The sequence below is a fragment of the Bradyrhizobium sp. Bra64 genome, from assembly GCF_024519875.1.
Classification (GTDB): Bacteria; Pseudomonadota; Alphaproteobacteria; order Rhizobiales; family Xanthobacteraceae; genus Bradyrhizobium; species Bradyrhizobium japonicum_G.
Map to the genome: position 1 here is coordinate 33,469 of NZ_JALJRD010000003.1, position 18,471 is coordinate 51,939.

The window sequence follows — 18,471 nt, forward strand, 5'->3', positions numbered from 1 at the left end:
CTATCGCGGCGCCAGGGCCGCGAGGTGGCCGATCAACCGATCAATCTCGGCCTCCGTATTGTAGTAGTGCGGGGAAGCCCGCACCACCGGTGGCAGCGAGCGCACTTCGGCATCGATCCGTGTGCTCGCGGGATCTGAAGCGCCGATGGTGATGCCGGCCGCAAGGGCACTTTCGACGACAGCATCTGCCTGATGCCCCTCCATTGTGAAGCTGACGATGGCACCCGGTGCGCGTCCAAGGTCGCGAATCCTGATACCGCCAATGGCGGCTAGTCTGCTGCGAAGGCGGTCCGCAAGCAGGCGGCAGCGCTGCTCGATAGGACCGATTCCAATATCGAGCGCATAATCGACGGCAGCCCCCAACCCAAGGCGTGCCGCGTAGTTGTTTTCCCAGGTCTCGAAACGGCGCGCATCGTCGCGAAGCCGATATTCGTCTCGCGAGACCCAGGGCGCTGCGAAGTGGTCGATCATCGGCGGCTCGAGCTGTTGCAGCATCGCGCGGCGGACGTAGAGAAAGCCGGTGCCGCGCGGGCCGCGCAGGAATTTGCGCCCCGTCGCAGACAACATGTCACAGCCGATGGCTTCGACGTCGACCGTCATCTGGCCGACCGCCTGGCAGGCGTCGAGCAGATAGGGGATACCCCGCGCCCGCGCGATCTTGCCGATCGCCGCCGCGGGATTGACCAGTCCGCCATTGGTCGGAACCCAGGTGATCGCGATGAGCTTGACGCGCTCGTCGATCATGCGTTCGAGCGCCTGGATGTCGAGCTCGCCGCTGGAATCGCTCGGCACCACGTCGATGATCGCGCCGGTGCGTTTGGCGACCTGAAGAAAGGCGACATAGTTGGCGGCATACTCCGCCTCGGCGGTCAGGATGCGGTCGCCCTTGCGAAACTCGAGCGCGTAAAACGCCATCTGCCAGGCGACCGTCGCGTTCTCGACAAGCGCGATCTCGTCAGGCGCGGCTTTCAGCAGCCGGGCCACCGAACCGTAGACCGCGTCGAGCCGATCGGCCTCGAGGTCGGCGGCGGCATAGCCTCCGACCTCGCTCTCCAGATCGATATGCTGCTTCATCACCTCGGCGACGGGCACCGGCATCAGCGCCGCCCCGGCATTGTGAAGGTAGGCAAGCCGGGAGGCGGCCGGCGTGTCGGCGCGAATTCGGTTGATGTCGATCAAGTGATTTTGCCTCGTGCTATCGTCGCTTCAGTGCGGCATTTCTTCGAACTGCGGCAGGTTGAGCGGCGTGTTCCATGACATGCGGCGCTTGGTGAACATCTCGAGCTTCGGTGCGACGAGGTCGGGCCGGTCGAGACTGCCCAACTGGACGAAGATCGTCCCAGGGAAACTGTCGAGGTTCGACGTGAAGACCCGCGAACCACATTCCGGGCAAAAATTGCGATCCAGGCCTTTGCCGGAATTGGCGATGTAGTGAAATGTCTTCGGCTTGCCGCTGAGAAGCGTGAAGTCATCCTCGGGCACCGCGAAGAAGGTCGCCATCTCGCCGCCCGAGGCGCGCTTGCAATCGTTGCAATGACAATTGGCGATGAAGGACGGATCGGTGTTGAATTCGAACTTGATGGCGCCGCAAGCGCATCGAGCTGTATATTTTTTGGCCATAGATCGCCTCAGGTTGGTCCAAGACTCCGGCGCGGTAATATTGGCTGGCCTGAGACGTCCACGCAACAGTGCCGCCGCCGCGGCGTCTCGTCTCAGATGCAGAGGCCGAGCAGCCTGATGTGGCAGCTGCTGGATTTGGGCTTGCTTGCGGGCGCGGCCTCGCGCTTCACGGCAACCAGAGGCTCCCCGTCTTTCTTGCCTTTGCCCTTGCCCTTCGGTTCGTAGTCTCCGGCGATCACCATCGCCCAGTAGGTGCGCTTGCCGCTGTCGGTCTTGGCGCTCGCGATGCCGACGCGGGACGCATTGTGCAGCAGCAAATTCTTGCGGTGCCCTGACGAGTCGATCCACTGGCCGAGCGTCTTCTCGAAATTGTCGTAACCGTAGGCGATGTTCTCGGCGGCGCGACCTGCGCCGGCTGGTGCGACGCGGCGGTTGAACGGGCCGAGGGCGTCGTGACTGAGGTCGTCCTTCGCCGCCATCGCGCGGGCCTGATCCATGGCGATCCGGTCGAGGGTTGAATCGCGGACGACGCGGGCTTCACCATGCTTGAGGCGGAAGCTCGAGATCAACTCGGCCGGGGATTCGGCCATTGCGGGAGCGGCGGCCATCAGCAGAAGGCTGGCAATCAGGCCGCCAACCACACGACGCATCATCGTCCCCCGAGTGCCCATGATCCCACCAAGTCCCGAATTATCCGGTCGCTTCTCTATCGCCAATGTGGACGCTTCAAGGCGCGGGCGGCCTGTCAGCTCGCTGGCAAGTCCGCCTCGAAATTGAAGCGGTCGCGCAGGTTCTTGCGTTGCTCCAGGATGTCCTTGAGGAAGGCGCGGTCCTGGTCGTTCTTCATCATCGGCTCGATCAGGTCGAGCTGGTTCATGGCGACCAGTTGCAGGATCTCGGTGCGCGGTTTGCCGCCGGAATCGCGGGGCAGCGCGTGGACGATTTGGATATGTTCCGGAGGCTTCGGACCCTTGGCGGCCGCCAGCTCGTTGCGAAGCTGGCCTTCGAGTGCGGCCTGATCGGCTTCGACGAAAGCATAGAGTCCAACCCCGGAGCGGCGGTCGGCAAAGGCGACGATGGCGGTGTCGCGTACGGCGGGATTCTTGCGGATCAGTTCCGCCAGCACCGGGGCGTCGTTGACGAGCCGGCGGCCGCCGCCCTCACGGTCGGTGAAGTTGAACAGGCCGCGGGTGATCGCGCGATAGACCTTCTTGCCCGTGGCGAGCCACAGGCTCGCGGCAACGGATTTCTTTGCGAGGATCTTGCGCTCGCTCGGTGTCAGCGCTTCCGGCGCGTAGGAGCGCTTGTGCTTGAGCAAATGCCGGAGGTCTTCATAGGCGAGGATGCGATAGAGCCGGCCGCGTCGGTTGAAGCAGGCCGCGAGCTGGAAGTCGGTCACGTAGGCACGGCCGTCACGGCCGACCAGCCAGTTCTGTTCCTTGGCGAGATCATTGTGGCAGATGCCGGCGCGGCGCAGCCGGCGCAGCGCGGCCTTGGCCGAGCGGAAATAGACGAGGTCGCCATGCGGTTTCGCCAGATGCAGCGCGACGCCGTCGACGAATCCGCGCACCAGCGCGCGGCGGCCGGCCCACAGCAGTTCGGGACCGACGTTCAGGCCCTTGGCAAGCGTCAGCGCGTGCTTCTCGCGGGCGAACAAATGGCGCGCCAGCAGGAACGACCACCACGGCACCTCGTCGAGGCGGCGCAGCACCGCGTCGACCTCGCCATTGGCACCACGGAAGCGGCCGCGCTCGACGGTCGAGAACACGTCGCGCTTGAGCAGCACGCCCTCGGTCCAGCGCGCCGAGAGCACCGCGGCGTCGTCTTTTGGGAGGCTCATCGAAAACTCACGCGGCTGCGGCAATGCGCAAATGATCGGCGATCCAGCGATCGAGATCGGCGAGCGCCAGCGCGCTCATCGCCTGCTTCTTGGCCACCGTCTTCTCGTTGCCGCGCAGGCGCGTGCCGTCGGGCTTCTTCGTCGGTGCGCTGGCGAGCGGCGGGAACAGGCCGAAATTGATGTTCATCGGCTGGAACGACCGCGTGCCGGGCTCGATGGTTTCGATATGGCCGCCGGTGATGTGGCCGAGCAGCGATCCGAGCGCCGTGGTGCCCGGCGGGCTCGCAAGCGTCTCGCCGCGTGCATCTGCGGCCGCATAGAGGCCGGCGATCAGGCCGACACTGGCAGACTCCACATAGCCCTCGCAGCCCGTCATCTGGCCGGCAAAGCGCAGCCGCGGCTGTGCACGCAGGCGCAACTGGCCGTCGAGCAGCTTTGGCGAGTTGAGGAAGGTGTTGCGATGCAGGCCGCCGAGGCGGGCGAACTCCGCCTTCTCAAGCCCCGGAATGGTGCGGAAGATACGCTGCTGCTCGCCGTATTTCAGCTTCGTCTGGAAGCCGACGATGTTGTAGAGCGTGCCGAGCTTGTTGTCCTGGCGCAGTTGAACGATCGCGTAGGCTTTCGTCGCAGGATCGTGTGGATTGGTGAGGCCAACGGGCTTCATCGGCCCGTGGCGCAAGGTCTCGGGGCCGCGCTCCGCCATCACCTCGATCGGCAGGCAGCCGTCGAAATAGGGCGTGTTGGTCTCCCATTCCTTGAACTCGGTCTTCTCGCCGGCGATCAGCGCGGCGACGAAGCCGTCATACTGCTCCCTGGTCATCGGGCAGTTGATGTAGTCGGCACCGGTGCCGCCGGGACCGACCTTGTCGTAGCGCGACTGGAACCAGGCCACCGACATGTCGATGGATTCGCGGTGGACGATCGGTGCGATCGCGTCGAAGAAGGCGAGCGCATTCTCGTCGGTCAGCTCGCGGATGGCATCAGCCAGCGGCGCGGAGGTGAGGGGGCCGGTGGCAACGATGACGTTGCTCCAGTCGGCCGGCGGCAGGCCTGCAATCTCGCCGCGCGCAATCTCGATCAGGGGGTGATCGTTCAGCGCCTTGGTGACGGCCGCTGAGAAGCCGTCACGGTCGACCGCCAGCGCGCCGCCGGCGGGCACCTGGTTGGTGTCTGCCGCGCGCATGATCAACGAGCCGAGGCGGCGCATTTCGGCATGGAGCAGGCCGACGGCGTTGTTGGCGGCATCGTCCGAGCGGAACGAATTGGAGCAGACGAGTTCGGCAAGTCCGTCGGTGCGGTGCGCCTCGGTCGTGCGGGTCGGCCGCATCTCGTGCAGCACCACGCGCACGCCGGATTTGGCCACCTGCCAGGCGGCTTCTGAGCCGGCAAGGCCTGCGCCGATAACGTGCACGGTATTGGATTGGGGTCCTGTCATGGGGCGGACAGGTAGCGCTTTTCGGCGGCCAGTGGAATCGCCGAGATCGAGTTTTCTGCCATCGGATACGACAACGCCCGCACGAGGCGGGCGCTATCGGTTCGTCCAGTTAGGGCTGAACGATTTCAGCCCTGATACTGACCGGCGGCAACGCGCGGGATGTCCGAGCGATCGAGGCCGATGTCGGCCAGTTCGCGATCGCTGAGCTGGGACAGCTCGGCAACATTGCGCTGATAGTCCCGGAAAGCCTGGATCATGCGGATGAGCGAGAGCAGCATAGGTAGTCTCCTGTAGTTCGATTCAGCCCTTGCCCGGGCCTCATCGTTGAAATGAATATAGGTGAGAGTGGTGCACTGCGAAAGTTCCGATGTTGCGATGCAGCTAAGCGCCGAATGCATAGCGTCGGTAACGGACGATTAACTTGAAAGCACTCCCGCCCAAAGGGCAGGCGGAGTGAGGACTAAGGGGCAGTAAAATCCCGTGAATTCACGGATTTAGTCGAGATTTTCGTGCTCGTCTGGATCTGAAATAGGTTCAGTTCCAATCATTCACAAGGCAATCGATCAGCGTCTACACCCAATTCTCGCATGCGCGAATCGCATGAGCCTCAAATATAAAAACTGATTTTAAATTCATTTCAATCGCCTGCGAGCTGACTCTGCTCCGACGGGTATGCGCCAGCGAAGCGTTTGGATTGGGCCGCCTGATCAACATGCGAAAGAGGGCCAAGCTAGGGGCGGACCGGATCCTGGCTTCGCTTGACAGCCGAAGCCGCCGCCTAATGCAGTGCACACACGCCGAACGTGTAGGATTCATTACGAGATTGTAATGAAAATCAGAAATTCCGCATGCGCCTCTGCTTCCCGCGCAACATCACGCAATTCTCGCGAGGAATTTATTGCGGCAAGTTGTCGCGCCCGATGAAAAGTCATGTCGCAGATTCCGGCAATGTCGCCGGGTCTGTCGCAAGAACAAGAGAAGGAAAGTAACGTCATGACGAAGTTACTCGGGGTTATCGCAATTGCTGTCGCCGCATTCGCCGTCGCGCCGGCTCAGGCTGCCAAGCACGCTGCCGGCGGCTGCAGCTCGGGCAATCTGGAGAAGACCGAGACCGCGATCGAGAACATGGCCGATGGTGACGGCAAGTTCGTCGCGCAGAAGGAGATCGCGGCTGCTCAGGACGCGCTGCTCAACGGCAAAATGGGTGCGTGCGGCGCGCATCTGAACAAGGCGATGCACGCCACCATGGGCAAATAGAAACGTCGAGAGGAAGACGCACTGAGAGGGCCGGTCGCCAGCCGACCGGCCCTACGCGTTTTGACGAGGGGTTGCTAGACTAAGGGGCGTGTGCGAGCTGGGTGGCGAAATGCGCGACGGTCTTCGAGTAGACCTCGCTCTTGTTCCACTGCTGCAGCACCGCGAAGTTCGGACTGCCCGGCTGCCAATCCTTGCCCTTCTGCCAGCCATAGCCGGCGAGATAGTTGGCGGTAGAGGCGAGCACGTCGGGCGCGTTGTGCAGGAGATCGCGCTTGCCATTGCCGTCGAAATCGACGGCGTATTTCATCCAGGACGACGGCATGAACTGGGTCTGGCCGAGCTCGCCGGCCCAGGCGCCCTTCATGTCGGCCGGCGCGAGGTCGCCGCGCTGGACGATGCGCAGCGCGTCCAATAGCTCGGCCCGAAACTGCTCGGCGCGCCGGCAGTCGTAGGCCAGCGTCGCCAGCGAGCGGATGGTTGCGAACTTGCCGGTATTGACGCCGAAATCGGTCTCGAGACCCCATATCGCGACCAGGACCTCGCCCGGGACGCCGTAGGTCTGCTCGATGCGCGAGAGCACCGAGCCGTACTGCTTCATCATGTTGGAGCCGCGCATCATCCGCGGCGGCACCATGCGGCCGGAGAACTCCTCGAAAGTCTGGTTGAACACCTTTTGCGATCGGTCGCGGTTGAGCACGCTTTGGTCGAGCGTGACGCCGGCAAGTCCGGCGGAAATCGCCTGCTGCGAGATACCTTTGGCGGCGGCGTCGGTTTTGAAGTCCGCAAGCCAGGCGTCGAAATTGCCCGAGCCGCAGGCGACAGCGGCAAGCGCTGCTGCGGTGGACAGGATTGAGGCGGAGAGGATGAAGGCTGCGAGAGCGAGACGAGAAATCGTCGGGGTCATTCGAGTAAATGAATTCCGTGAAGTGATCTGACCGGCGGGGCGCAATCTCGATTGTAACCGCGGCCAAAGCAAGGCGCGTGACAGCGCGATCCTGCCCGGCCCGGGGCAGGATCGCATGTCACGATATCGTCAGGCGTCCGTCCGATTGCGCCAGGGGAAGAGGTTGGCGGGGAAGTCGGCGGCCGGCTTGCGCGGACGATGCGGCGGCGGCACCGGACGCGCGCTCGGATCGGACACGATTACCTTGCGGTAGAGATGCCAGGTGGCGTGGCCGAGCAGTGGGATCACCACGGCAAGGCCGAGGAACGCCGGGATCGTGCCCAGCGCCAGCAGCACCGCCACGATCAGGCCCCAGGCTGCCATCGGGACGGGATTTTTGGCGACGACGCGCAGCGACGTCACCATCGATTCGAACGCGCCGGCATGGCGATCGAGCATCAGGGGGAATGATACGGCGCTGATGCAGAGGGCGGCGAGCGCGAACAGGAATCCGGCGCCGCAGCCGACCACGATCAGCCACCAGCCTTGCCTTGTCGTCAGCACGCGGATCAGAAAATCCGAGATCCCGGACGCGCCCTCATAGCCGAACGCCGCGACATAGATCGCCTGCGCGGTCGCGACCCAGGTCACGAACAGTGCGAGCAGCAGCGTGCCGAGTCCCAGCATGGCGCCGAACGAGGGCGAGCGCAGCACTTCCATGGCATCCCAGGCGCTGGCCTCCTCATAGCGTTCGCGCCGGCTGGAGAGTTCGTAGAGGCCGAGCGCGGCGAACGGGCCGATCAGCGCGAAGCCTGCGGCCAGCGGGAACAATAGCGGCAGCACTGAATAACCCATCACCACGCGGGCGAGCACGAGGCCCAGCACCGGATAGATCACGCAGAGGATGATGGCGTGGCTCGGCACCGCCTTGAAATCCTCCCAGCCGCGCCGGAGCGCGTCGTGCAGATCGGAGAGTTGGATGGTTCGGATCACCGGTCCATCCGCATCCGCGGTCTGGACCACTGTGGGCACATTGCCCTGGTAGAGGGTGGCCATGGTCGCTAGCTCCTTGCCAAGCGGCCGAATTCGGCGCCGGTAACGGCGCAAGCGGCCGCAATTCTGAGTTTCGCGATCCCAACCAGACGCGAATTCCGGATGGCATCGCGAACTGAACATGAACCGTACGCCTATTTCCGAGTCCTGTCCCTCACGCCTGGGTGAGATTCGATGCCGCAGCGCAACCTCGATGACGTCATTCGGTCGTCATTTCGCCGCAGATAAGCTGATGCTGGTTGCTGTTTCGCGGAACTTCGCGGGCGCAACGCAGTAACTTCGTCTATAAGTGCCACTCAAGGCCTTTCCAACGGATCCTTCTCGGGGAGCAGACATGAGCATTTTCGGAAAAATCATGGGCGCGATCTTCGGCAGCCACCCGGCTTCCGCCGCGCCCGCAGGCGGCGCTCCCTCGGGCAGCGCGCCCGCAGGCGCCGCTCCAGGTGGATCGGCGCCTGCTGCCGCGCCCGCGTCGACAGTGGACGTTGCTGCGATCGTCGACGCGGCGGTCGCGGCGCACAAGGGCGAGAAGCTCGAATGGCGCACCTCGATCGTCGACCTCATGAAGGCGCTCGACATCGACTCCAGCCTTGCTGCGCGCAAGGATCTCGCCAAGGAGCTCGGCTACACCGGCGACACCAACGATTCCGCGAGCATGAACGTCTGGCTGCACAAGCAGGTGATGTCAAAGCTCGCCGCCAATGGCGGCAAGCTGCCGCCGGAAATCAAGCACTGACCGATCGTTCGGTTGCAAGCCAAGGGCCCGCGCGATGCCGCGGGCCCTTTTGCTTTCAGGCCAGCAAATCGGCATCTTCCGGATGCCTGTCGAGATAGTCGACGACGAAGCCGCAGCCGGGGATCACCTTGTTGCCGTCGCGGCGGATCAAGTCGAGCGCGCCCTTGACGAGCTCGGATGCGATGCCGCGGCCGCGGAGCGCGCGCGGCGTCTCGGTGTGGGTGATGATGACCGCTGATGGCGTCAGCCGGTAATTGGCGAAGGCGATTTCGTTGCCGACATCGAGCTCGAAGCGGCTTCTATCCTTGTTATCGCGTACCGATGCCGCCATGCAAAATCCTTCCGAAGTGCGTATTGCTTGCCGATCTAGGAAGCCCGATCCCGCCCTTGGCAAGCGGGGCCAGAGGGGGCGCACGGGAGATATCTGCAAACGCGCATCCCTGTGGCCGCAGCGCAATAGGTCTTGTCCCGCAAGAGTCTAATAATTCCCGACATCGCTCTTGCAAGTTCCACGGCGACTCCCACGTCTTTTGGAGGACATACGCCCGAATGCGGCCGGCAGGTCGCCAGACATTCGGTATGTCACGATCGCCAGCCGCAGACGTATGCCTCTGTTGTAGGAGGGTACTATGTCGGACTTTGGTTTCTTGAATACGCATCGAACATGGGAAGATTGGTGCGGGATGCTGCTCGGCGCGCTGATTGTCGTTTCGCCGTGGTTCCCTATCCAGGATCGGTCGCCCATCGCCGGACACGAGATGATGATCCTGAACGCGGTCGCAGTCGGCCTGATCGTGTTTGGCATCAGCCAGCTCGAGTATGTCGCGCTGCAACGCTGGCAAGAGGTGACGACGATCCTGGTCGGATTGTGGCTCATCGCCTCGCCCTATGTCCTCGGCTATTCCGGTGAAGGCTTTGTCCGCATCTACCATACGAGCCTCGGTGCGATGGTGGTGCTGCTCGGCGTGCTCCAGCTCTGGCAGGACTGGGATTTGAATGACCAGGACATGCTCAGGCATGGGCATTAGGCCGTAGGCGAGGCCCGTCAGCAGCGGGCCTGCGCGCTCATCGCTCCATCAGGTCCTGATAGTCGGGGTGCTTCTCGATCCACGCCTTCACGAACGGGCATTGCGGGATCAGCTTCAATCCGGCGGCGCGGACCTCGTCGAGCGCGCCTTGCACCAGCTTTGAGCCGACACCCTTGCCGCCGAGCTCCTTCGGCACCTCCGTGTGCTCGAACGTGATGAATTTGCCGTCGAGCTTGTAGTGTTCGGTGGCAAGATAGCCCTCCACCTCCAGCTCGAAGCGGTGATGGTCCCTGTTGTCGATGACGTCGCTCATGGCGTCTCCGGTCAGCTCTTCAGCGAGTCCGTCAGCATCTTGCGGATCGACCAGGCTTCGCCTTCGGACGAGCCCTTGATGTCGTCGATCTTCCAAGTGCTGGCCTCGCGCACGAAGTCGTAACGCACGATCAGGTCGGCCGGTTTCCGGTCGTTGCGGTGGCCGGTGATGGTCACCGCGATCGTCGCCTTGTCGGCCCCCATCTTCTCAGCGTCAACCTTGAATGACTTCACGTCGGGTTCCTGCGAGTTGGTGACGGGATCGAAATCGACCGGTCCGACGTCGCCCTTGGGCGTGTGCGCATCCGCCTTGGCCCACAGCGCGATCAGCGCCTTGGAGAGATATTGGCTCTTGGCCGCCTTGTTCTCGATGATGACGGCACCGCCGCCATCGCCCTTGCCCTTGGCCGCGCGGGTGTAGATCGCGGTCACGATGGCGACGGGATCGCCGGGGGCGGGCATCACGGCGAATGCCGGGGAGGTACTGGCAAGCAGAGAGGCGACGACGAAGGTCCGGCGGGTGAGCATGAAATGTCCCTGGGGGGATGGCGCGCGGCGACAGGCCGGAGCGGCCGGAGTCAGCGCGCATCTGTGTAGACCAATGGAGCGGCCGTTCGGTTCAATCGGTCGCTTTGGCCAGCCGCGCATCCTCGGGCTGCGGCTGCGGGCGGAGGCAGCCCTGGCAGATGACGAGGGAGCGGTTGACCCTCGCGTCCTGCTCGGCCTCGATCCCGTCCTGGGCCTGCCACCATTCCTTCGAATAGGGTTGAAGCCCGGCTTGCGCCCCGTTGCGCTCGGATCGGGCCGCGGTCCGCGCAGGTGCGGAGGCCGCACGCGGCTGATTGGGATTCTCGCCGGCGCCATCCCAGGCATAGCGCGCCGGCTTGAAGGCGGGATCGGAGGCCAGATGGGCTTGCGGGCCCACGGCACATCCGGCGAGCGCCAGCGACAACAGGAGGAAGGCGGGCGCTTTGACCATGATGCGGCACTCTGTACGCGGAGACTGATCAAGGGTGCGCCGATCATGTTTAAAATTCGCTGAACGATTGCGGCCTCGGCTGCGACCAACGCGAATGCGATATCTCGTCTTCCTGCTCGCTCTCTTCGCCACCGCTGCGCGTGCCGAGGAGGCAAAACCGTTCAACCCCTCCGATTATCCGCCCGGGGTGCAGAAGGCGCTGCACTATGCCAATGAGGAATGCGAGAGTCAGGGCGGCGGCGCGGTGACCTTTGCGGCGGACACGGTGCGCAAGATCGATCTGACCGGCGACGGCCGCGACGACTACGTCGTCGACTTCCGCGACACCAAATGCGGGGAGCGCGAGACCACCTATTGCGGAACCGGCGGCTGCGTCATGACCATCCTGGTGACGCTGCCGGATGGCCGCGTGCGCCCGGTGTTCGACGGCTATGTGCGCAGCTACAAGATCGTGGCGCCGCCGATCAAGCGCGCCGCGCGCACGATCCGATTCGACCTGCATGGCAGCTTCTGCGGCGGCTTTGGCGCGCAGGCCTGCTGGAAGGAGAAGGCCATTACGGCGACGCCGTTCGCATTCAGGCAGCCGTAAGGCAGGTGTGCGGCCGGTGGTCTTGCAGGGGCGCGTTCGATGGCGATAAATGGGCTGCAATGAGCGGGCGGCTCGCGTGCCGTCCGCCGCCCAAGAGGAAGCCCGATGCAGCCCCTGCGCATGTCCCGCCGCGTCATGAATCTCGCTCACATGCTGACCCAGAATGCGCGGCGGCATGGGGCGCGTCCCGGCTTCGTCTGGGGTGACAAATCCTGGACCTGGCGCGAGATCGATGTGCAGGTCTCGGCGCTCGCCGCCGCACTCGCCGCGCGTGGTATCGCCAAGGGCGACCGCATCCTCGTCCATTCCAAGAACGGCGACGAGATGTTTCTCTCGATGTTCGCGGCGTTCCGGCTTGGCGCCGTCTGGGTGCCCACCAATTTCCGCCTGATGCCGGACGAGGTGACCTATCTCGCTCAGGCCTCCGGTGCGAAGGCGTTTCTGTGCCATGTCGATTTTCCCGAGCACGCCGCGGCCGTGAGCGGTGGCGCGCTGGAATTCACTTGGAGCATCGACGGCGAGGCCGCCTTCGGCGAGCGCTCGGTGGCTGATGCCATCGCTTCGCAGGCCGGCAGTGCCGTCGAGAACGTTGCGGTCGAGCACGACGATCCCTGCTGGTTCTTCTTCACCTCCGGGACCACCGGCCGCTCCAAGGCCGCGGTGCTGACTCATGGCCAGATGGGCTTTGTCGTCACCAATCATCTCGCCGATCTGACGCCCGGCGTCACCGAAGACGATGCCTCGCTGGTGGTGGCGCCGCTGTCGCATGGCGCCGGCGTGCACCAGCTGGTGCAGGCCGCGCGCGGTGTGCGGACCGTGCTGCTGCCGACCGAGAAGTTCGACATCGACGAGGCGTTCCGCCTGATCGAGATACATCGGGTCGCCAATCTCTTCACCGTGCCGACGATCCTGAAGATGATGGTCGAGCATCCGGCGGCGGACAAATACGATCATTCTTCGCTACGCCATGTGATCTATGCGGGCGCGCCGATGTATCGCGAGGACCAGAAGGCCGCGCTGAAGAAGCTCGGCAAGGTCATCGTGCAGTATTTCGGTCTCGGCGAGGTCACCGGCAACATCACCGTGCTGCCGGCGGCGCTGCATGATCCCGAGGATGGTCCGCATTCGAAGATCGGTACCTGCGGCTTCGAGCGCACCGGCATGCAGGTTTCGATCCAGGACGACGAGGGCCGCGAACTCGCGGCCAACCAGAGCGGCGAGATCTGCGTGATCGGCCCCGCCGTGCTCGCCGGCTACTACGACAACCCTGAAGCCAATGCGAAGGCGTTCCGCAATGGCTGGTTCCGCACCGGCGATCTCGGCCACATGGACGAGGAGGGGTTCGTCTACATCACCGGCCGCGCCTCCGACATGTACATCTCCGGCGGCTCCAACATCTATCCGCGCGAGATCGAGGAGAAGATCCTGACGCATCCTGCGGTCGGTGAGGTCGCCGTGCTCGGCGTGCCCGATGCGACCTGGGGCGAGGTCGGCGTCGCCGTCTGCGTTGCGCGTGAGGGCGAGAAGCCGGTGAGTGAAGCGGAGATGGCGGCGTTCCTGTTGCCGAAGGTGCCGCGCTACAAGATGCCGAAGCGCTTCTTCTTCTGGGAGGCGTTGCCGAAATCCGGCTATGGCAAGATTCCAAAACGCATGGTGCGCGACGAGCTCGAGGCACGCGGGCTGCTCGACCTCGACAAGACGAAGACGGGCTGAGCGCAGGTCATGCGGAGCATCAAGCAGCCGGGCGCGCCAGTCGCAGAACGCATCCAATGGGTGGAGGCGAGGGGGCGCGCTTTCTCCTTCGCGCTTCAGGCCGGTGTGCCGCTGCTGGAGGCCGCGCGCCGCGGTTTCGCCGCCGAAGGCTTTGCCGGCGGCGTGCTGAACTTCGGTAGCGGCGCGGTCGGGCCGTTCGCTTACGTCATGCCGGCACTGTCGAAGACCGGCGAGAATGCTGCGTTCTACAGCGATACATATCGCCCCGCGGGCCTGACGCGCGTGAAGTTCGGCAGCATGACGCTCGGTATGCGCGACGGCGCGCCGTTCTTTCATTGCCACGGGCTGTGGACCGAGGCGGACGGCAAGCCAGGCGGCGGCCACATGATGCCGGACGAGACTGTTGTCGCAGAACCGTTCGAGGTCGAGGCCTTCGGTCTCGATGGTGCGATGTTCACCGCCGAGCCCGACCCCGAGACCAATTTCAAGCTGTTCGGGCCGGTCGCCTCCGCGAGCACCGGCGCGCGCACGACCAGCCGCGCCTTCGCGCTCCGGCTGCGCCCCAACCAGGATTTTGCCGGCTGCCTCGAAGAGTTCTGCCGCGCGCGCGGCATCGCGCGCGCGAAAATCCACGGCGGCGTCGGCTCGACCGTCGGCGCGCGTTTCATCCATGGCGGCGTGACCGAGCCGTTCGCAACGGAGCTTGCGGTGACGGCCGGGACGATCGCGCCGGGCCCTTCGGGTGCGCTCGAAGCCGCACTGGATGCCGCCCTGATCGACTACACCGGCGGCATTGCGGAGGGCCGTCTGATCCGTGGCGACAATCCCGTGCTGATGACCATGGAGCTGGTGCTCGAGGTGTTGGGCTAGGATCGGCGAGCGGTCATCAGGGGTGAGAACGTAGCTTGGCAATGGCCAGGTACGTAGATTGACTTACCCCTGAGTTCGATCCTTGAAAGAGGTCGAGCAATGGAGATTGGCCCTGACCGGTGCTCTGGCTGTTTCTGACGTCATACATCGCGGAGAAACGGTTCAACAGCTTTGCAACTTTCGCGGGATCGGACAGATCCTTGATCTTCATGAATTTGTCCACGAACTTGGCTTGCTGATCGATCGGCATCGCAGCCATCGAGTCAGGCAGATCGAACGTGGTCCTGAACACCTCCGAAAGAACGCGGGTGCGCGCCCCAACGAGGCCATGAACAGGTCTCCCCTCTGCCGCAAAATGGGCTACGATGATCCCAGCGCGCTTCAAGTCGCGCACGATCAACGAGACGCATGGGGAAACGAGATGAGGGTGACGATTGGACGGCGCACGGTCTTGGCCGCGGTGCTGACTGCCGCGAGTGCGGCGGCTTTGGCGGCGGCGTTTGGCCCGGCTTCTACACCGGCCTGGGCGCATGGGCCGACCCGGCAGAAGGTGCGCGAATCCATCGAGATCAACGCAGCCCCGGCCAAAGTGTGGGCCGCAATCGGCAATTTCCAGGACATGAGCTGGCTCCCGCCGGTCACCAAGACCGAGGGCGAGAAGGGCAACGAGATCGGCGCCACGCGGAAGCTGACGCTGACGGGAGGCGCGACCGTCGACGAGGAGCTCTACAAGTTCGACGCCGCCGCGATGACCTATTCCTACCGGATCACCACCGTCGACGTGAAGGTGCTGCCGGTCACCAATTATTCCTCGACGCTGACGGTGACGCCGAGCGCTGACGGCAAGGGCTCGACCCTGGAATGGGCTGGTGCGTTCTACCGCGGCTTTCCCAACAACGACCCGCCGCCGGAGCTGAGCGACGAGGCTGCCAAGACCGCTGTGAGCGGGCTCTACAAAGCCGGCCTCGCGGCGCTGAAGAAGAAGGTCGAGAGCGGAAGCTGACGGTGCGCATCCCGGTCATGGCGGCACTGGCCGCCAGTCTTGCTTGCCTCGGCAGCGCCTTCGCCGAAGAGGCGTTCGTCACCAACCAGCTCAGCGACGATATGATGGTCGTGGACCTCGCCACGGCACGCAGCGTGGCGACCATCCCGATCGGCGGCAAGCCGGCGGGCGTCGCCGTCAGTGCCGACGGCCGATTTGCCTATGTCACGAGCCCGGACGCCAAGGCCGTAACTGTGGTGGACGCAGCAACGCGGCAGGTCGCGGGGCGGATCGAGGTCGGCGGCGGGCCGCTCGGCATTGCGGTCGCGCCCGATGGCAAGACGGTCTATGTCGCCGACTGGTACGCCGCGGCGGTGCGTGTGATCGACGCGGCGACGCGCAGCGTCACGGCCAGCATCGCAGTCGGCGCCTCGCCGTCGGGCCTGGCGGTGACACCTGATGGCAAGCTGCTGCTCTCGGCGGACCGCGACGACGACAGCGTCTCGGTCGTGGATACCGCGACGCGCCAACGCAAGGCGACCATCAAGGTCGGCACGCGTCCGTTCGGTGTCACCATCGACGCCGAGGGCAAGCGCGCCTACACCGCCAATGTCGGCTCTGACGACGTCTCCGTGATCGACATCGCGGCAGGTCAGGCGATCGGTCGCGTGCCGGTCGGGATGCGTCCCTATGCGGTGGCGATGGCGCAGGGCCGCGGCTTCGTGACCGACCAGTATGGCGGCACCGTCAGCGTGTTCGACCTGGCGACGCTGAAGCCGATCAAGCGCATCAATGTCGGCGACTATCCCGAAGGCATCAATGCGACCGCAGACGGCAAGCGCATCATCGTCGCCAATTGGGAGAGCAACACGCTTCATATCATCGATGCAGCCGAGCTGAAGGTCGTCGGCGAGGTCAAGGTGGGCGACGGCCCGCGCGCGTTCGGGGCGTTCTTGCGCAGGACGGAGTAGGGGGCGGAGAGGCGACCTACGTCGTCCCGGCGTAGGCCCTCAATTTCAGGAAGAAGTCCCTCAGGATGGGGTTGCGATCCACATAGGTCACGTAGCGGATCGCATGCCGGCTGCGATCGACGCTCCAGGTCATCTGCTCCGTCAGGACCGGCGCCGGGATGATCACGCTCGGCGCCCACACGGGGTTCAGCAGCCATCCGACCGGCGCCATGTCCCAGATCTCCTTCGCCCAACCCAGATGGTCGGACGAATATTCCTTGAAGCGCATGGCGAGGAACGCGCCGATGCTGCCGTGCGGTTCGACGTAACGCTCGATCTCCGGCACTGTCGAGTGAAGGTGCGAGGCGACGCCCTTGCACGGCACCAGAACCAGCGGCACGCCGCTGTCGAGCAGCACCTGAGCGCCGCCGACGTCCTGCTTGAGGTTGAACTCGATCGTGTGCGGCCATTCCAGCGCATGGCCGCCGAGCCACACGACGACGATGCGTTCGATGATATCGGGGGCTTTGAGAAGCGCAGAGGCGACGTTGCTGATGGCGCCAATGGCGATTACGTAGAGCGGATGGTCCGGCGAGCCCGCGCGCGCCCGGGCCACGAGGTCGTCGACGGCAGGCGCCTCGCGCGCGGCCTTGCCGGGCCCGACATAGGCGGTGACGCCGCGATGAACCAGGCCCTCGGCTGCGATGTTCAGGCGCTCCAGCAGGCGCAGGATTTCCTGATAGCTCAGCACCATGCCGTGGCCGGGGCTGTCCGCGCGCGCGTTGAAGAACGGCGCGGCATAGATCGCCTCGACGTCGAAGCGATCCTTCGACAGCAGCATTTGAACCAGCGCAAACTGATCGTCGATCTCGTTGTAGGTGTCGGTGTCGAGCACGACGCGGATCCGGCCGACCGGCGGCTCCAGCAGCTTGAGGCGGGCTGCATCCGTGAGTGTCATCGGCGTCTCCCTGGATGGGCGGATGCCGGGCTCAGGCCTTCAACGGCATCCGGCAGACCGCGTCCGCGATCTCATCCATCTGCGCGAAGATGCGATCGGGCGCAAGCGCCCGCAGCGCGGCCGGTGCCGCATAGCCCCAGCACACCGCGCCACAGGCGATGCCGACGGCCCGCGCCGCCTCAATGTCGCGCACCTCGTCGCCGATCGAAATCACGTGAGCGGGGTCCACGCCGGCGCGGCGGATGACCCGGCGGAATTTCGTGGGCTTGCCGAAGATCGATGCCGCGCAATCGAAATGCGCGAACAGCGCCGCGGCCTCGCCGAGCTTCTCGCGCGCATTGGCTTCGCTGTCCGATGTCACCAGCGCCAGCTGCACGCCGCGCTCGGCCAGCGTCCGCAGCATCGCCTCGACGCCCGCGAACAGCGAGATCTCCGCAGCCGCCTCCGCCTTCAGCCGCCGCGCATATCGCGCGATCGCCGGCAGCTTCCAGAGCGGCACCTCGAGCCGGCTGAGGATCTCCCGCGTCGAGGCATGCCGCAGCCCCTCGACGTCCTCATCGGCCACACGACGAAAGCCGAAGCGATCGGCGACGTCGTTGATTGTGCGCAGGAACCACGGAAAGCTGTCGGCGAGGGTACCGTCGAGATCGAAGATGGCGAGGGCGTAGGGCATGGGGAAGAAATTACACCGCTAGGATTTCCACACGGTCTCCTCGGTCCATCCGAGCTCGTCGAACTCGGCGGCCCTGAGCGGTGCTTCTCCCTCGGCAAAGAATTCGTCGAGCTGAGGCGGCGGGACACTTGTTGCAGAGAGCATCGCGTGCGCCTGTCCGCGGTGATGAATTTGATGCTGAAACAGATGCATGAGCAGTCGGTCGCGACGTTCGGTCTGGACGCGCGTGTCGCGGTTGATCCGCACAATGCCGTCGAGAAGTTCGGGTGTCAGCGCATCGCAGACGGCGAGCAAACGCTTGTCCATTTCGGCTTGGGCAGGTTTCAGCTCAGAGAGTGAGGGGTACGGAATCTGGTTCTTCCAGGCCGCAGGCCCGAGCCATCCGCCCTCCAGTGCATCGACATAGAAGAGGTCGATGACATGGATGTGGTTCAGTGTGCGTTGCAGGCTCGGAAAGAAGCCGGTCCGCTCGGCTTCGAAGTCGGTCTGAGACAGCGCAGCACAAGCGGTGAGCAGCCGGTGGTTGGCCCAAGCATTATTGTGGGCGAACGCACTGTAGGTTTGCACAAGTCCGGCAGGCAAACTCCGTCTCC

Annotated in this window: 23 protein-coding genes and 1 pseudogene; 8 read left to right on the forward strand and 16 right to left on the reverse strand. The window is 64.4% G+C overall.

The genetic code is table 11. The annotated features are described in order from the left end of the window. From NR187_RS12490 to NR187_RS12515, 6 genes are all read right to left on the reverse strand, one after another. Positions 1–1,179: an aminotransferase class V-fold PLP-dependent enzyme gene (locus NR187_RS12490; protein ID WP_256806606.1), complete on the reverse strand. Its 1,179-nt coding sequence runs from the start codon at positions 1,177–1,179 to the stop codon at positions 1–3. A 27-nt stretch (positions 1,180–1,206) separates the two neighbouring features. Continuing rightward, complete coding sequence (locus tag NR187_RS12495; protein ID WP_211386326.1) at positions 1,207–1,620, reverse strand: GFA family protein; 414 nt, start codon at positions 1,618–1,620, stop codon at positions 1,207–1,209. Between the two features lie 92 nt (positions 1,621–1,712). Beyond that, positions 1,713–2,270 (reverse strand): CAP domain-containing protein, encoded by a 558-nt coding sequence (locus tag NR187_RS12500; RefSeq protein WP_211386327.1) that lies wholly within the window; start codon positions 2,268–2,270, stop codon positions 1,713–1,715. Positions 2,271–2,365: 95 nt separating this feature from the next. Continuing rightward, positions 2,366–3,460, reverse strand: a complete 1,095-nt coding sequence (locus NR187_RS12505) for a serine/threonine protein kinase (protein ID WP_211386328.1) — start codon at positions 3,458–3,460, stop codon at positions 2,366–2,368. 7 nt (positions 3,461–3,467) lie between these two features. Continuing rightward, positions 3,468–4,895 carry a methylenetetrahydrofolate--tRNA-(uracil(54)-C(5))-methyltransferase (FADH(2)-oxidizing) TrmFO gene (gene trmFO / locus NR187_RS12510; protein WP_211386329.1) on the reverse strand — a complete coding sequence of 476 codons (1,428 nt, stop codon included), beginning with the start codon at positions 4,893–4,895 and terminating at the stop codon, positions 3,468–3,470. Between the two features lie 125 nt (positions 4,896–5,020). Further along, positions 5,021–5,173, reverse strand: coding sequence for a DUF1127 domain-containing protein (locus tag NR187_RS12515; protein ID WP_007590701.1), 153 nt, complete (start codon positions 5,171–5,173; stop codon positions 5,021–5,023). Between the two features lie 652 nt (positions 5,174–5,825). On the opposite strand from NR187_RS12515, the gene NR187_RS12520 reads away from it, so the two are divergent. After that, positions 5,826–6,152, forward strand: a complete 327-nt coding sequence (locus tag NR187_RS12520) for a hypothetical protein (RefSeq protein ID WP_256806607.1) — start codon at positions 5,826–5,828, stop codon at positions 6,150–6,152. Between the two features lie 79 nt (positions 6,153–6,231). Here NR187_RS12520 and NR187_RS12525 read toward each other — a convergent pair whose 3' ends face one another. Both NR187_RS12525 and NR187_RS12530 read right to left on the reverse strand, forming a co-directional pair. Then, complete coding sequence (locus tag NR187_RS12525) at positions 6,232–7,056, reverse strand: lytic murein transglycosylase (protein WP_256806608.1); 825 nt, start codon at positions 7,054–7,056, stop codon at positions 6,232–6,234. Between the two features lie 129 nt (positions 7,057–7,185). Beyond that, the gene (locus NR187_RS12530; RefSeq protein WP_211386332.1) at positions 7,186–8,091 is read right to left on the reverse strand and encodes a DUF2189 domain-containing protein; all 906 of its coding nucleotides are present in this window, start codon (positions 8,089–8,091) and stop codon (positions 7,186–7,188) included. Between the two features lie 331 nt (positions 8,092–8,422). On the opposite strand from NR187_RS12530, the gene NR187_RS12535 reads away from it, so the two are divergent. Then, positions 8,423–8,824, forward strand: a complete 402-nt coding sequence (locus NR187_RS12535) for a DUF3597 domain-containing protein (RefSeq protein WP_211386333.1) — start codon at positions 8,423–8,425, stop codon at positions 8,822–8,824. A 55-nt stretch (positions 8,825–8,879) separates the two neighbouring features. Here NR187_RS12535 and NR187_RS12540 read toward each other — a convergent pair whose 3' ends face one another. Then, a complete protein-coding gene (locus tag NR187_RS12540; protein WP_211386334.1) occupies positions 8,880–9,155 on the reverse strand; it encodes a GNAT family N-acetyltransferase in 276 nt (91 codons plus the stop codon). Positions 9,156–9,453: 298 nt separating this feature from the next. On the opposite strand from NR187_RS12540, the gene NR187_RS12545 reads away from it, so the two are divergent. After that, positions 9,454–9,852: an SPW repeat protein gene (locus tag NR187_RS12545; RefSeq protein WP_211386335.1), complete on the forward strand. Its 399-nt coding sequence runs from the start codon at positions 9,454–9,456 to the stop codon at positions 9,850–9,852. Between the two features lie 37 nt (positions 9,853–9,889). Here the strand turns inward: NR187_RS12545 and NR187_RS12550 are convergent, their stop codons facing one another. From NR187_RS12550 to NR187_RS12560, 3 genes are all read right to left on the reverse strand, one after another. After that, positions 9,890–10,165, reverse strand: coding sequence for a GNAT family N-acetyltransferase (locus tag NR187_RS12550; RefSeq protein ID WP_256806610.1), 276 nt, complete (start codon positions 10,163–10,165; stop codon positions 9,890–9,892). Between the two features lie 11 nt (positions 10,166–10,176). Continuing rightward, entirely contained in the window at positions 10,177–10,692 is a 516-nt protein-coding gene (locus NR187_RS12555) for a DUF3828 domain-containing protein (protein WP_256806611.1), read from the reverse strand. Positions 10,693–10,783: 91 nt separating this feature from the next. Next, positions 10,784–11,143, reverse strand: coding sequence for a hypothetical protein (locus NR187_RS12560; RefSeq protein WP_256806612.1), 360 nt, complete (start codon positions 11,141–11,143; stop codon positions 10,784–10,786). Positions 11,144–11,237: 94 nt separating this feature from the next. Between NR187_RS12560 and NR187_RS12565 the strand changes: the two genes are divergently transcribed. The 3 genes from NR187_RS12565 to NR187_RS12575 all read left to right on the forward strand — a co-directional run bounded on the left by NR187_RS12565 (position 11,238) and on the right by NR187_RS12575 (position 14,315). Next, a complete protein-coding gene (locus NR187_RS12565; protein WP_256806613.1) occupies positions 11,238–11,732 on the forward strand; it encodes a hypothetical protein in 495 nt (164 codons plus the stop codon). A gap of 105 nt (positions 11,733–11,837) precedes the next feature. Beyond that, a complete protein-coding gene (locus NR187_RS12570; RefSeq protein WP_256806614.1) occupies positions 11,838–13,445 on the forward strand; it encodes an acyl-CoA synthetase in 1,608 nt (535 codons plus the stop codon). A gap of 9 nt (positions 13,446–13,454) precedes the next feature. Next, a complete protein-coding gene (locus NR187_RS12575) occupies positions 13,455–14,315 on the forward strand; it encodes a PCC domain-containing protein (RefSeq protein WP_256806615.1) in 861 nt (286 codons plus the stop codon). 16 nt (positions 14,316–14,331) lie between these two features. On the opposite strand, the pseudogene NR187_RS12580 reads toward NR187_RS12575, so the two are convergent. Continuing rightward, positions 14,332–14,622 (reverse strand): annotated as a pseudogene (locus tag NR187_RS12580) (DUF1217 domain-containing protein); the annotation flags it as partial. A 114-nt stretch (positions 14,623–14,736) separates the two neighbouring features. Here NR187_RS12580 and NR187_RS12585 point away from each other — a divergent pair. Next, positions 14,737–15,318 carry an SRPBCC family protein gene (locus tag NR187_RS12585; RefSeq protein ID WP_256806616.1) on the forward strand — a complete coding sequence of 194 codons (582 nt, stop codon included), beginning with the start codon at positions 14,737–14,739 and terminating at the stop codon, positions 15,316–15,318. A 2-nt stretch (positions 15,319–15,320) separates the two neighbouring features. Then, complete coding sequence (locus NR187_RS12590) at positions 15,321–16,268, forward strand: cytochrome D1 domain-containing protein (protein ID WP_211386343.1); 948 nt, start codon at positions 15,321–15,323, stop codon at positions 16,266–16,268. Between the two features lie 16 nt (positions 16,269–16,284). Here the strand turns inward: NR187_RS12590 and NR187_RS12595 are convergent, their stop codons facing one another. From NR187_RS12595 to NR187_RS12605, 3 genes are read right to left on the reverse strand one after another with little or no spacing between them, the layout of a single operon-like run. Further along, the gene (locus tag NR187_RS12595) at positions 16,285–17,205 is read right to left on the reverse strand and encodes a nucleoside hydrolase (RefSeq protein ID WP_256806617.1); all 921 of its coding nucleotides are present in this window, start codon (positions 17,203–17,205) and stop codon (positions 16,285–16,287) included. Positions 17,206–17,236: 31 nt separating this feature from the next. Beyond that, positions 17,237–17,878, reverse strand: a complete 642-nt coding sequence (locus tag NR187_RS12600; RefSeq protein WP_256806618.1) for an HAD-IA family hydrolase — start codon at positions 17,876–17,878, stop codon at positions 17,237–17,239. An 18-nt stretch (positions 17,879–17,896) separates the two neighbouring features. Beyond that, positions 17,897–18,460, reverse strand: coding sequence for a DinB family protein (locus NR187_RS12605; protein ID WP_211386346.1), 564 nt, complete (start codon positions 18,458–18,460; stop codon positions 17,897–17,899). Between the last annotated feature and the right edge of the window lie 11 nt (positions 18,461–18,471).